The 13,441-nt window shown below is 51.8% G+C and carries 14 protein-coding genes; 3 read left to right on the forward strand and 11 right to left on the reverse strand.

All coding sequences use genetic code 11. The features are described from left to right. Positions 1 to 153 precede the first annotated feature (153 nt). Positions 154 to 2,214 (forward strand): EAL domain-containing protein, encoded by a 2,061-nt coding sequence (locus EHSB41UT_RS16570; RefSeq protein ID WP_087111870.1) that lies wholly within the window; start codon positions 154 to 156, stop codon positions 2,212 to 2,214. A gap of 51 nt (positions 2,215 to 2,265) precedes the next feature. On the opposite strand, the gene ribA is transcribed toward EHSB41UT_RS16570, so the two are convergent. The 3 genes from ribA to EHSB41UT_RS16585 all read right to left on the reverse strand — a co-directional run bounded on the left by ribA (position 2,266) and on the right by EHSB41UT_RS16585 (position 4,139). Continuing rightward, the gene (gene ribA, locus EHSB41UT_RS16575; protein WP_087111872.1) at positions 2,266 to 2,859 is read right to left on the reverse strand and encodes a GTP cyclohydrolase II; all 594 of its coding nucleotides are present in this window, start codon (positions 2,857 to 2,859) and stop codon (positions 2,266 to 2,268) included. Between the two features lie 118 nt (positions 2,860 to 2,977). Further along, positions 2,978 to 3,613, reverse strand: coding sequence for a retropepsin-like aspartic protease family protein (locus EHSB41UT_RS16580; protein ID WP_207626674.1), 636 nt, complete (start codon positions 3,611 to 3,613; stop codon positions 2,978 to 2,980). 58 nt (positions 3,614 to 3,671) lie between these two features. Continuing rightward, a complete protein-coding gene (locus tag EHSB41UT_RS16585) occupies positions 3,672 to 4,139 on the reverse strand; it encodes a phosphatidylglycerophosphatase A family protein (RefSeq protein WP_278248161.1) in 468 nt (155 codons plus the stop codon). A gap of 148 nt (positions 4,140 to 4,287) precedes the next feature. Between EHSB41UT_RS16585 and EHSB41UT_RS16590 the strand changes: the two genes are divergently transcribed. Further along, a complete protein-coding gene (locus EHSB41UT_RS16590) occupies positions 4,288 to 5,439 on the forward strand; it encodes a protein kinase domain-containing protein (RefSeq protein ID WP_165767300.1) in 1,152 nt (383 codons plus the stop codon). Here EHSB41UT_RS16590 and thiL read toward each other — a convergent pair. From thiL to EHSB41UT_RS24730, 8 genes are all read right to left on the reverse strand, one after another. Then, a complete protein-coding gene (thiL, locus tag EHSB41UT_RS16595) occupies positions 5,424 to 6,377 on the reverse strand; it encodes a thiamine-phosphate kinase (RefSeq protein ID WP_087111876.1) in 954 nt (317 codons plus the stop codon). The two genes, EHSB41UT_RS16590 and thiL, sit on opposite strands and share 16 nt — an antisense overlap. Positions 6,378 to 6,420: 43 nt before the next feature. Further along, on the reverse strand, positions 6,421 to 6,972 hold the full coding sequence (gene nusB / locus EHSB41UT_RS16600) for a transcription antitermination factor NusB (RefSeq protein WP_087111878.1): 552 nt from the start codon (positions 6,970 to 6,972) through the stop codon (positions 6,421 to 6,423). 1 nt (position 6,973) lies between these two features. After that, a complete protein-coding gene (ribH, locus tag EHSB41UT_RS16605) occupies positions 6,974 to 7,450 on the reverse strand; it encodes a 6,7-dimethyl-8-ribityllumazine synthase (protein WP_087111880.1) in 477 nt (158 codons plus the stop codon). Between the two features lie 212 nt (positions 7,451 to 7,662). After that, positions 7,663 to 8,772 carry a bifunctional 3,4-dihydroxy-2-butanone-4-phosphate synthase/GTP cyclohydrolase II gene (ribBA, locus tag EHSB41UT_RS16610; RefSeq protein ID WP_087111882.1) on the reverse strand — a complete coding sequence of 370 codons (1,110 nt, stop codon included), beginning with the start codon at positions 8,770 to 8,772 and terminating at the stop codon, positions 7,663 to 7,665. 47 nt (positions 8,773 to 8,819) lie between these two features. Then, positions 8,820 to 9,503: a riboflavin synthase gene (locus EHSB41UT_RS16615; protein ID WP_087111884.1), complete on the reverse strand. Its 684-nt coding sequence runs from the start codon at positions 9,501 to 9,503 to the stop codon at positions 8,820 to 8,822. A 38-nt stretch (positions 9,504 to 9,541) separates the two neighbouring features. Continuing rightward, complete coding sequence (ribD, locus tag EHSB41UT_RS16620; protein ID WP_087111886.1) at positions 9,542 to 10,675, reverse strand: bifunctional diaminohydroxyphosphoribosylaminopyrimidine deaminase/5-amino-6-(5-phosphoribosylamino)uracil reductase RibD; 1,134 nt, start codon at positions 10,673 to 10,675, stop codon at positions 9,542 to 9,544. Positions 10,676 to 10,730: 55 nt separating this feature from the next. Beyond that, positions 10,731 to 11,216: a transcriptional regulator NrdR gene (gene nrdR, locus EHSB41UT_RS16625; RefSeq protein ID WP_087111888.1), complete on the reverse strand. Its 486-nt coding sequence runs from the start codon at positions 11,214 to 11,216 to the stop codon at positions 10,731 to 10,733. Positions 11,217 to 11,363: 147 nt separating this feature from the next. After that, a complete protein-coding gene (locus EHSB41UT_RS24730) occupies positions 11,364 to 12,290 on the reverse strand; it encodes a J domain-containing protein (RefSeq protein ID WP_207626675.1) in 927 nt (308 codons plus the stop codon). Between the two features lie 201 nt (positions 12,291 to 12,491). On the opposite strand from EHSB41UT_RS24730, the gene EHSB41UT_RS16635 reads away from it, so the two are divergent. Then, positions 12,492 to 13,394, forward strand: coding sequence for an ankyrin repeat domain-containing protein (locus EHSB41UT_RS16635; RefSeq protein ID WP_133060550.1), 903 nt, complete (start codon positions 12,492 to 12,494; stop codon positions 13,392 to 13,394). The last annotated feature ends 47 nt before the right edge of the window (positions 13,395 to 13,441 follow it).

Raw genomic sequence — 13,441 nt, forward strand, 5'->3', positions numbered from 1 at the left:
AGATCAGGTATTTATCACCATATACAGCGCACAAGCGCTAAATAAAATATCCACATATACATAAAGCCATATAAAGGGATACCTCTGCGACAGAGAGATAATCACCCTTAACCCTTTAGGCAATTCTTCAGCAATCCCGAATCGGAACACGCAATGGGCGACGCTCGCACCAGGCCCTCTATTTTCTCGAAAATATACTGGGGAAAGTTTTTTCCAGCAGATAACACACGCAATTCGTACGCTTACGATATAGCGTCGCTTGCCCTGCTGTTACTGCCACTCACGCTATCGAGCTCCCTGACTTTTGGGGTCGGTAATCTGTTTGAGTACCTGGAACTCGGTACCGCCGCAGCCTTTGTATTATACATTTCAAAACTTCTGCACAATTTATATCCATTGTGCATGTGCATCATTGTCGCCTATTACTTTTCCCATAAAACATCACTGGGCAGTGTGAACTTTATCTTCTATTCCCTCTGCCTGTTTTATCTGGTGTCTGTTGAGGGGCAAAGGTTTTCTCCGATTTTTAATCTGCCTAACAATTCCTTCTATGCACTGGTCTGCCCGATTGCGACCTATCTCTACTGCAAAAAGTTCAAGCTGCAGTTCATGACTTATATGTCCATGAACCTGAACTTACAGCTGTTCAGGCATACCCTGCACTTTTCCATTTTTATTTTACTGGCCATGCTTCTGGCTAAGGCGACATCCGGATTCTCGATCCTGTTCAATGCTTGTACTCAAGAGCTGGGCGCCAATCCATTCTCTGTCTCCGGTGGACTCATGTATCAGCTGGTGATCACCAGCCTTAGCGCGATTGGTATACATGGTCCCAATATGATGTTTGCCACCCATGAAGAGATAGAAGAACTCACCACAAACAATATTGCGGTCTGGGAAGCAGGCAATGGCTCGTTAAATATTATCAGTGAAGGTTTTTATGAAGCCTTTCTCGCAATGGGAGGCTCCGGCAGCACGCTCTGCCTGCTTTTGTGCATCCTTATGTTTTCACGCCAGAAAAGCCATATTATGCTGGCACTGACAGCCCTTCCTCTCTCGTTATTTAATATCAATGAGATCGTGGTGTTCGGATTGCCGATCATCTTTAACCCTTTACTGATGATTCCTTTCATCATCACACCTCTCGTGCTGTTCCTGGTCACCTACGGCGCGATGTTTATCGGTCTGGTTCCCCCTGTGCAGACGATACTGTCCTGGATGACTCCACCTCTCATCAGCGGATATATAGCCACAGGTGAGAGCGTAAGTGGCGTGGTGCTTCAGATTATCCTTCTGGCTATTGGAACCCTGATTTACAAACCGTTTTATCTTGCCTTTGCTGGCCGCCAGAAAGAGGCCATGTTCAATAGCTACGATAAAGAAATTATCGATAAAAGCCTGTTTCGCAATTTGCTGACCAGCATTCGTGCCAGTGCGCTGCAAAACAAAAACCTGGCCCAGAGCCAGCAACGAATGATGCGGCTTTTCAAAGAAGGCTCACTGGTAATGCATTATCAGCAGATCAAACCGGTCAAGGATCGGGACTGCCTTTATTTTGAAGCGCTGATTCGCTATCGGGATGAGTTTGGCAAGATGCAGCCGCCAACCTTTATCAAGGATATTCAGGCTCTGAATATGATGCCCATGCTGGACAGAATGGTAATCGATCAGGTGCTGACTGATCTGAAGCAAATCCCTGCATCAACCAATATCCGTGTAGCCATCAATATTTCTGTGGCCTCGGCAGAACAGGCTGATGCCATTGACTATATGCTGTCACGGATCAACCACTTTGAAGTTCCATCTCACTGGCTGGAAGTTGAGATTACCGAAGAAGCCATGTTGAGCTCGAAAGTTCATCTCAAGGATGGGATCGAGCGCCTGCACGAGCATGGCATTAAAGTCTCAATGGATGACTTTGGTTCTGGTTATGCGTCCTTCCCTCATCTGATGAAGTATTCCTTCGACAAGATCAAACTGGACCGCTCTTTGTTGCTGGACGCCCATAGCGACAAAGGGAAAGAGCTCTATCGACTGGTGGCATCTCTTGGCCATATCAGTCAGTGTGAAGTGGTTGCGGAAGGTATAGAAACAGAAGACGAATATGAGTTTGTGAAATCCTGCGGTATCGATCTGGCCCAGGGCTTTTTATTCTCAAGGCCACAACCTATGACAGAGATTCTTCCCCTTATTACCTCCGCCCAGCAGAAATAGAGCCAATAAAAAACGGGAGCATCAAGCTCCCGTTTTGCAATCCCGTAACACTCAAGCGTTGTTGTACAAGTGGCCCAGCTTGCCAACCTTGGTCGCAATATAGCGCTCGTTGTGAGGATTCTTGCCGGTCTGCAGAGGTACGCGCTCAACAATATCAATATCGATATTCTTCAGGGCATCGACCTTGCGCGGGTTATTGGTCATCAGGCGCATCTTGGTAATGCCCAGATGGCGCAGCATCACTTCGCACATATCGTACTTACGCATATCCGGTGCAAAGCCCAGGCGCTCATTGGCTTCTACGGTATCCGCACCATCATCCTGCAGCTCATAGGCGCGGATCTTGTTCAGCAGGCCAATACCACGGCCTTCCTGACGCAGATACAGAATCACGCCTCGGCCTTCTTCTGCGATAGCCTTCATAGCGGCTTCAAGCTGGTAGCCGCAATCGCAACGCATGCTGAAAAGGGCATCGCCGGTCAGACATTCGGAATGAATCCGCCCAAGTACTGGCTCTCCGCTGCCAACATCCCCCATAGTCAGGGCTACATGTTCTTTACCGGTAGCCTCATCCTGGAACCCGTGCATAATGAATGTGCCATGGGGGGTGGGCAATTTGGACGCCGCCACAAAAACGGTTGACACTCGACACTCCTCAACAACTGGTCGCGGTGGGGCATTGTATCAGCAGCCGAACCATCAGGCGAGATGTTACTTTATAACATTAACAAAAAGAGTTTTTTTATGCCTTCACTACAAAGCTTTAGTACTGCGGTATAAGCGTAAGGATATTACTCTCTTCCCTCATATTGACATCACGCAGGAAGCTCATCCCCAGCAGAATCGGATGATTTCCGGGGATAACCGAAGCTTTGACGTTATAGAGAGTGATTTCCCGCACACTGACACTGGCCAGGGTGATCTGATAGCCACTCACCTGACCATTAGCCGTGTTGTAGATGGCAGGCGTTCCCTGCAGATAAGAGATTCCCAGCCGCCGTGCTTCTGATTCATTGATGCTGATATCCGAAGCTCCGGTATCCAGCACCATCCTTACACTGCGACCATTGATCTTGCCGTCCGTCCAGTAATGGCCATCGTTACTGCGCACCAGACGGACCTCGGTCTTCTCCGGAGGCTGATAGCTGCCGCTCTGCTCCCGGGACAGGCTAAGAGTCTTTCTCACGCCATCAACCACCACTATGGCCTGCTGGTTATTGGAAGAGATCAGCTTTACCGAGCCTACCTCCTGACCAGCCTTCACCAGCCGGCGCTGGCCATCAATTATCAGTACGGCAGAACCGGGAAACAGCCCTACCACCTGAACATTAGTAGCATGGGCCGAAAGCGGCATTACAGACAGGAGAGCCCAAATAATCAGAAGCACGGATCGTTGCATACCTGCAGCCCTGTTGTTTTTAACTTGAGCCGTTCGTTGGCCTGAGCCGATTGCTGGTTTATCCCCAAAGGGCGATAAGCACCTGCATAACAAGAAAAGCGTACACACCGGCAATCAAATCATCCAGCATAATTCCCAGCCCGCCATGCACCTTCTCATCGGCTACCTTGACCGGCCAGGGCTTCCAAATATCAAACAGCCGGAACAGCAGGAAACCAATAACAATCCACATCCAGCCAGTGGGCGCGGCAATCATGGTAATCCAGAAGCCACAGAACTCATCCCAGACGATACCCCCATGATCATGGACGCCCATATCTTCCGAGGTTTTGCCACACAGATAGATGCCTACCAGAGAGGCGACAACCACAATGCCAATATAAACGGGGAGAGAGAGTCCCTGCATCAACAGGAAGAAAGGAATGGCTGCCAACGTGCCGAATGTACCCGGAGCCTTGGGGGCCATACCACTGCCAAAGCCAAAGGCCAGCAGGTGTACGGGATTTGAGAGTTGTGGTTTGTTCACCGGAGGGTCTCAGCCGGAAGTCTAAAGAGGTAAACGGCTGACCTTACCGCAGAGCCGCCTGCAGAGCCAGCCAGAGATGCTTTTTGGGAACTTTCTGACAATCTGGTTAGTCATAATAACCATTGGCCTCTCAAGGATGAGTGATGTTATGGCTGTTGATTACTTGCTCCCCGCAACGGATAGATTGCCCCGGGCTGGTCAGAAGAGAGTCCGACCTCCATCCATGGCAGATAACCACCAGAGCAGCTCTCTCATTCAGCGCCTGAAAAAACGGGCAGGCATGCCGCTGACGTCCAGCCTCCAAGACATTTGCGCTCCACCACGGGATACTCCACCTCAGGTATCCATACTGGATCGCTCAACCACTCCCATCTCCCTGCTCTGGCAGCTGTCCAGCCTCAATCGTATGTGTAAACCTCTGGGAAGCGGTGTGTTTGGATCTGTTTATAAGATTCCACAGGTAGATGGTTTGCCTGCCAGCTTCGCCTGCAAGACCAACAACGACATCTACTGCTACCAAAGTCTTAAGCGTGAAGCCGAGCTGGCAGTCTCCCTCGATCATCCCAACCTGCTCAAATACCTCGGCGCTGTTACCCGAGAAAGCCTGCACAACAAGAGTATCGAAGTGTATATGGAGTGCATGGCAGGAAGTCTGGCGGATGATCTGGACCGTCCCCATACCACTCTGGAAAGCCTGCAATATCTTCGTGATATTGCAGCGGGGCTGAGCGAGCTTCACCGCAGACAGCTTGTTCATAATGACATCAAGATCGACAACATCCTGCTAAGCCCGACCGGGACAGCAGTTGTTGGTGACTTTGGTCGAACCCGTCGCGGTGTGCTGCCGCTTGAGGAGGTCTCCACTATCTACCCACCGGAGATGTCTCCCATCCATCCTTATCATCTGGAACGGATCAGCAGCAGTAATAGCGATCAGTCAGTGAAAACACCGGATTCAGGGATTGATATCCACAGTCCCCCGGGAAGCCCAACACCGGAACCCGTTGATGGTTATGAGCAGGGGAAAGCGGATATCTATGGGTTGGGCTATATCGGCCTGCAACTACTGACACAGCAAAAAGTGCCTCATGTCTGGAGTGACCGGAAAGAGGATCCCGCAGGAGATAGAAGACTGGAGCCTTTCAGAAAGATGCTGGCAAACAATCCGGCAGCACTATACGTCCTCGAAGATATTATTGCCCCGTGTCTGAATCTGGACATCAACCGCAGACCATCATCAGTCCAGATACTGGAAAGAATCGACCTTTTAATCCAGCTGTTCTGTCAGTTCGAGAAATGATTGTAGCTGCCGGGCTCTAAGGACTGACCATCCAGCCACAAGCCCTTTTTCTTGGTGATATGTCCGATACAGGTGACCGGTGTCGGGCACTGTTCTGACATTTGCGCGGTCATAGGTTTACCAGCAGGCCAGATAAAGCACAGCTCGTAGTCATCCCCACCGTTTAAAACTTTATCAATCGCCTCATCACCACAAACCTCCGCCAAAGCATCAGACACCGGCAGCTTTTCACTGAACAGCTCAGCGCCACAGTTGGAGGCTCTCAGGATATGGCTCAGATCTCCGGACAAGCCATCGGACACATCCAGTGCCGAGGTTGCGCCGTTTTCCAGTAACCATTGGCCAAGCGCAATACGTGGGGTCGGTTGCCAGTAGCGATCAACCAGATGCTGTTCAGCATCTGAGGTCACTGCCTTCTCGCCCAGAATATAAGGCAAGGCAGCGTTGGCTTCACCCGGTGTGCCGCTTACGTAGATAAGGTCACCCGGTCGGGCACCTGAACGTAACAAAGCCTTTCCTTTTGGGACGATACCCTGAACATGTACGCTAATCGTTAAAGGTCCACGGGTCGTGTCGCCACCAATCAAGGAGATACCAGCGGCATTAGCCATGGCTGCAAGACCATCGGCAAAACGCTGCAACCATTCCGGATTATTTTCCGGCAGGGATAAGGCAAGAGAAAAGCTGTGAGGTTTGGCACCCATGGCAGCGAGATCGCTGACGCTAACAGCAAGCGCGCGATAACCAATCAGATAAGGATCACCATTAGCGGTGAAGTGAACGTCAGCCACCAGAGTATCAATACTCTGGACCAGCTGTTGATCTGCGGGGAGGGAAATAAGAGAACAATCGTCGCCTATTCCCTGATCAGGAACACTTCCGGCTTCCGTCAGTTGCGGTTGCTGGAAAATGTTGCGGATCAGGGAAAACTCATCCATGAGTCATATCTCTTGTGAGACAGGGCAAGCTGGAAGAAGAACCTTAGCGGCTCTTGCGACGCTGATGGTTGTTGTTACGGCTGTTTTCACGGTAAGCCTTAACTTCTACCGGACGCAGAGTCAGAGCCAGCTTATCGAGAATACCGTTGATGTACTTGTGAGAGTCCTGAGCACCGTACTTCTTGGCCAGCTCAATACCTTCGTTGATAACAACGCGGTAAGGCACATCGGTACGTACCATCATCTCATAGCAGCCCAGACGCAACGCTGCACGCTCAACCGGGTCCAGCTGATCAAAACCACGATCCAGCAGAGGCGTGATGGTTTCGTCGATCTTGCTGACCTGACGGGCGATACCGCTCAGCAGTTCGTGGAAGAAGCCACCGTCTACACGGGTCATATCGTTACGGGCACGAAACTGTGCTTCGATATCCGTGATAGAGGCGCCAGCCATCTGCCACTGGTAAAGGGCCTGCAGTGCCAGTTCACGCGCCTTACGGCGGGTCTGGGTACGGCCCTTGTTGGTTTTGCTCTTGTCAGAAGACTGCTCGGAACCCTGTTCCGCAGTTTCTGCACTTACATTCTGAGCGCTCAAATCAAGACTCCAGATTCTTGAGCAGGCTCACCATTTCAAACGCAGCCAGGGCAGCTTCTTCGCCCTTGTTACCCATCTTGGTGCCGGCCCGTTCAATGGCCTGCTCGATCGTATCAACTGTCAGTACACCGAAGGAGACAGGGATTTCCTTCTCCATCATGACGCTGGACATGCCCTTGGTGCACTCACCTGCAACAAATTCAAAGTGTGGTGTACCACCACGAATTACCGCGCCCAGAGCGATAATGGCATCGTACTTGCCGGAGGCTGCAACCTTCTTCACTACCAGTGGCAGTTCAAAAGCACCCGGGCAACGAATGATGGTCAGCTGGTCTTCTTTCACGCCATGACGCTTGAGAGAGTCAATAGCGCCTTCAACCAGGCTCTCAACAACGTAGGCGTTCCAGCGTGTTACCACGATGGCGTAACGTCCGTCGTTTGGGGTCATCATTCCTTCAATGGTCTTGATGCCAGTCATGGCGATTCCTCACTTGTTCTTAAAAAGCAGTTCTTAAGCAGCTTGTGTCCGGTTCCCAGAGAGTACCGAACCGGATCATGAACAGAGCAGTGACTGCAACGACCTGTCATGGACCCGTAAATATTTTTTCGCCAGCCGCGTATTAAACACCGACTGGCGGGGGGAAGATAATCCGGAATACTCGCAGGAAACCGGTTATCTCCCAGAACCGATTATTCACATGGAATATTTTCGGTAATCTCCAGATCAAAACCGGAAATCGCACTGAAACGCAGCGGTGAGCTCAGCAGTTTCATCTTGCCAACACCCTGATCACGCAGAATCTGGGAGCCGGTACCAATAGTCATGTACACGCCGGCATGGGCGCCGGTGCTGTGATGGACACGATCCTTATCGGTAAATCGCGCCAGACTGGTACCCAGATCTTCGTACTGCTCTGCATCCAGCAACACCAGAACACCGATTCCCTCTTTGGCAATACGGGCCAGTGCCGCCGGCAGAGGCCAGCTGGAGCTGTCTGACTTACGGGCACCCAGCAGGTCACGGAAGGTTTCAGCCTGGTGCACCCGCACCATTGTAGGCTCCTCCGCATCAACCTGCCCCATACGCAGAGCGATATGAGTACGGTTACTGATGCTGTCCTTATATTCGGTCATATGGAAGTTGCCATAGACCGTTGGCAGCTCCCGCTCACTTATACGGGTAACCGTCTGTTCGTTCAGAATACGGTAGTGGATCAGGTCAGCAATTGTACCGATCTTCAGACCATGCTTTTCAGCAAAAATTTCCAGATCCGGGCGGCGGGCCATGGTACCGTCTTCATTCATAATTTCAACAATGACGGCCCCGGCTTCCAGACCGGCCAGACGAGCCAGATCAACACCAGCTTCAGTGTGTCCGGCACGCTGAAGAACACCACCGTCCATCGCCCGCAGAGGGAAGATGTGGCCCGGCTGGATAATATCTTCAGGGCGGGACATAGGACTGATAGCGACCTGTACAGTACGGGCACGGTCAGCAGCGGAGATGCCAGTGGTCACACCTTCGGCCGCTTCAATGGAAACCGTAAAAGCGGTGCTGTACACCTCTTTGTTATTGGCAGTCATCTGGGGCAGACCCAGGAAATCACACCGCTTGGCCGTCATCGGCATGCAGATCAGACCACGTGCGTAGGTGCACATGAAGTTAATAATTTCCGGCGTTACCTTTTCGGCAGCAACGATCAGATCACCTTCGTTCTCGCGATCTTCGTCATCCATCAGGATGACCATCTTACCCTGACGGATATCGTCGATCAGCTCTTGTGCGGTGTTCAGCTGCATAATTATTCTCTGTTCAGAGTGTTACAAAGCGTACTTGTTAAAGACGTTCAGCGACGTCTCATAAACCCGTGTTCAGCCAGAAAGCCTTCGGTCATTCCACCGGCTGCTCCACCAGAGTGAGCAGGCTGCTGTCCATTCTGGCCGGCGCTTAACAGGCGCTCGAGGTAACGGGCAATAATATCCACTTCCAGGTTCACCCGACTGCCCGGACGATAATGGGTGATTATCGTTTCCTCAGCCGTATGGGGCACTATATTGAGGCTGAAAATCGCAGATTCAACCGCATTCACAGTCAGGCTCACCCCGTCAACGGTAATAGAACCTTTCTCAGCAATGTACCGGGCAATCTCTGCCGGTGCCTCAACACGGTAAATCAATGAACGGCCGGATGGGGTGATATCAACAATACGACCAACGCCGTCCACATGCCCACTGACAATATGTCCGCCGAAACGGGACGTAGGCATCATCGCCTTTTCCAGGTTAACCGGGCTGCCTACTGACAGCTCACCCAAAGATGTACGACGCAGGGTTTCCCGGGACACATCCGCAGTAAAACCATCGCCCGGCAGAGTCACGGCAGTCAGGCAGACACCGTTGGTAGCAATACTATCGCCCAGCTTCACATCGCCAAGATCAAGCTTTCCGGTCGCTACGTGCAGGCGGACATCTCCACCGCGTTCTTCCATACGACGGATAGAACCTACAGCTTCAATAATGCCAGTGAACAATCTTTACTCCTTAAGTGTTGCTGTTTGTGAGCAACGCCTTATAAACGCTCTATTGGCTTGGCAGTAATGCGCCAATCCGGGCCAAACGCGCGGATATCATGAATTTTCAGCGGCACTTTCTCAGCCATTGTCTCAAAAGGCAACTGAAAAAGTGGCCGTGCATCGCTTCCCATCAGCACCGGAGCCATATACACCAGAAGCTCGTCCACCAGCCCGGCAGCTACAGCAGAACCGGCCAGCGTTGCCCCGGTTTCCAGCAGGACATTGTTACATTCCCGCCGCGCCAGAAAGGTCATCAACGCCCTCAGACAGACGCGCCCGGCGGCTTCAGGCAGCACGACAACCTCGGCCCCCAGAGCTTCCAGCTGACTGGTTTTGCCATTCTCATCCGACAGACAGGCAATAACAGTCTGCCCGGGGAGAGTCAGGATTTTTGCATCAAGGGGAATTCGCAGGCGCGAGTCTACCACAACCCGCACAGGTTGTTTCTCTGCGGCGGCTGCCGGGTGATCGATTCGCAGCTCATTGACCCGCACGGTCAGAGAAGAATTGTCATGGATGATGGAGTCCACTCCGGTCACGATGGCACAGCTTTGGGCTCGCCACTGCTGGACATCAGCCCGGGCATCCGGCCCGGTAATCCATTGGGATTCACCAGAAGCCATAGCCGTGCGGCCATCCACACTCATGGCCATTTTGCAGCGCACGTAGGGCAACTCCTGCTCCATACGCTTAAAGAACCCGGCATTGATCTCACGGGCTTCTGCTTCCATCAGCCCAGAGGCTGTCTCGATTCCGGCCTTTTTCAGAATCTCGAAGCCGCCACCGTTCACCCTTGGGTTCGGGTCACGCATAGCCGCCACAACCCGACGAATACCGGCTTTCACCAACGCCTCAGCACAGGGGGGCGTGCGCCCGTAGTGGGCGCAGGGTTCCAGGGTCACATAAGCGGTTGCGCCTTCCGCCTCGCCGGCAGCTTTCAGGGCATTAATTTCCCCGTGGGGGCCACCGGCCGGGCTGGTATAGCCTTCGCCAATCACTTCACCATTACGCACCAGCACACAGCCTACGGTTGGGTTGGGCATGGTGGTATAGATGCCCTTGCGGGCCAGACGCAGAGCGCGGGCCATAAAGTCATGGTCCGCGCGGGAAAAGAGGGAGGAATCTGACATGGGGTATTTATCTTCTGTTCAGCCCTTTCAGGCCAGCCAGCATAGCGGTTTATGACTAGCTTTTCTGGCTGCGGGTCAGTGAGCCATGGGGCGTTTTCTCGAGCCGCTCGATCTCTTCCCGGAACTGGTTCAGATCCTCGAACTCCCGGTAAACCGAAGCGAAGCGGATATAGGCCACTTCATCGAGATCCTTCAGCGCATTCATAACCTCTTCACCCACGGCAAGGGATTTCACCTCACGCTCGCCCGTCGCCCGCAGACGCTGCTTGATGCGGTTAATAGCCTCTTCAACCTGCTCTATGCTGACCGGACGCTTTTCCAGTGACCGCAGCAGACCAGCACGGAGCTTCTGCTCATCAAAGGGTTCACGGGAGCCGTCGCGCTTGATCAGGCGAGGCATCAGCAGCTCGGCACCTTCATAGGTGGTAAAGCGTTCTGTACAGGAGGTGCATTCCCGACGCCGGCGCACCTGGCAACCATCCGCTACCAGTCGGGAGTCGATAACCTTGGTGTCTTCTGCGTTACAAAAGGGGCAATGCATGGGTCGCCAGTTCTAGTGTTCTCGAGAACTGAAATAGTACCCTGTCGATATTGAAAAACAAACACTTGCGCCAAAATGCAAAAAGCCCGTGATTTCAGGTTGTTAAACCTTCCGATCACAGGCTTTTACAGCAATGTCTACGGCGTATTAGTCGACTTCGATCAGACGATCCAGCACAGCACGCTGCTCATTCAGCTTTTTAAAGCGCTCTTCCGCGTCTGCAATATCTTTGGCGCTGCCGCCACGCTGCTTGACCATATCCGGATGATTCTTCAGTGCGATCTTCCTCCAGGCCTTTTTGAGGTTGTCACTGCTCAGGGTGTCGCTGCTCAGTTTGAAAGCCTTCAGAGCAGAATCGATAACCTCAGGACTATCAACCTTGGTTGGAATCTGAGGTCCATTCTGCTCCTGACGTGGAGGAGGCGGCGTAAAGCCACGGCCAGGGCGGAAGCCATAAAACTCTTCAAAGAAGTTAAAAGGCTTCCCCTTTGGTTTGGATTCTTCTGACTTGGATTCTTGTGATTTAGAGCCTTCAGGCTTTTGCTCTTCTTTGGCTTTCTGGGAAGACTCTGCCTTAGGAGCTTCTTGCTCAGCTCTTGGCTCAGCCTGTGGCTTAGCTCTTGATTGAGCCTTTTCCTGCTGCGGCGAAGGCTTCTGAGATGCCTGCTCTCGCTTTGGCTGAGCCGTGAAACCTGGCATTTCAAAGCAGCCACCATCCATAACCAGCTCATCCAGCAGGCTGATGCCCATCAGAAGATCAAAAATATTAAAGGCTGGCTCTACTGGTGCCTGAAAAGCCGGGCGAGGCGCCTGAAATCCATAGCTGTTGAAGCCAAAGCTGTTAAAACCAAAGCTCATGAAGGGATCAACTTTCCTGAATGCTGACTGGCGAGGAGTGGAAGTCGCGTGACATGAGCAGCCAAAGTGCGAGGCTGGCACATCAATAACGATGAAAGCCGGACGCCCGAAAAAGGCTGGCTGTCCCATAGGGCTGTAAGCAGATGCAGCACGGAACATTTGGGGAGCGCGGCGCGCACCACCTACAAAAGCCGGTCCAAAAAGGTTTCCAAACATACAACCACCCTCTCGTAGTCCACAAAATTCATTTATCTGCAGGTTTGAGAGAAGGATTCCTCCTAAGTTTCATGCCTTGCGCTTATTGTCAGCCAGCCTGACAGCATTGCTATTAAAAACCGGCCATAACAGCCCGCCATAAACAGGCAGCTCCGCAGGCTTCTGCAATACTCTTTTTTCTAAATAATGGGGGATGCCGATATGCCGCAGAGGATCACTTTGCCAGCAATTACACAACTGACACTTTTTCTTCTGCTACTGCCCACTCAAGTTACTGCCCAGCTTATGAGCTACAGCGAGCTCGACCAGCTTCTGGCAAGACGGCCCAATGAACAGGAAGTCATTCAAAAAATAGAAAAACAGCGGTCAGAGGAAAGTAAAAGTTATACCTATCTACACTGGCTGAATGGGGATTATGGAACCGTTGATCAGACATGCAGTGCCAACCCTCTTTCCATTGCTGCAGACCATAACTGTTTCCAGCTCGTTCAACATTTCCTGAAAACCCGGGGGGCCGGATACTTTAATAGACTCTACCCAAACACAACGCCACCCTACAAAATTCTCAACAAGCATGGTTTAAGCCTGTTGGGCTCTGCTATTCAGCATAACAATATGGAAGCCGTTATTTACTTACTCTCCGAAGCCTTTCCTCCCGACTATACCGGGAAAAATACGCCCATCGCCACGGTAATGGCATTAGAGTTTCAACATTATGCTATAGCCAACTATTTGATGTACCGTGGTTCAAATCTGCCTGAGACACTTTCACAGAATGTACCTGCGGATATCGCAGTGAATGTCGTTATCGCTCGTATTGATCATGGGCTTCACGTCAACGGTCCGCTATTAAGCACAGCACTCCATCAGGCCGTGAATAATAGACGTCTCAATCCCCTGATACGGCTTTTAAATACCCAAAAGGTCAGCACTGCCGATCTGGCAAGCCAACTGAACACTACCCGTGAATTATTGCGCACACAGAAACAAGCAGGCAATCAAGTCGACTCTAGTGTGCAACAGGTTGAATCGGTATTGGCCACGCATTTAAAGATGCAGCCTATGCACAGTCTGCCGGTATCGGATTTGAACGTGAAGATGTGATTTTATGAACGGCCAATACAACAATGCCCCTCGCCGCAAGCGAGAGG

The organism is Parendozoicomonas haliclonae (assembly GCF_900174585.1).
In the GTDB taxonomy this organism is placed as follows: domain Bacteria; phylum Pseudomonadota; class Gammaproteobacteria; order Pseudomonadales; family Endozoicomonadaceae; genus Sansalvadorimonas; species Sansalvadorimonas haliclonae.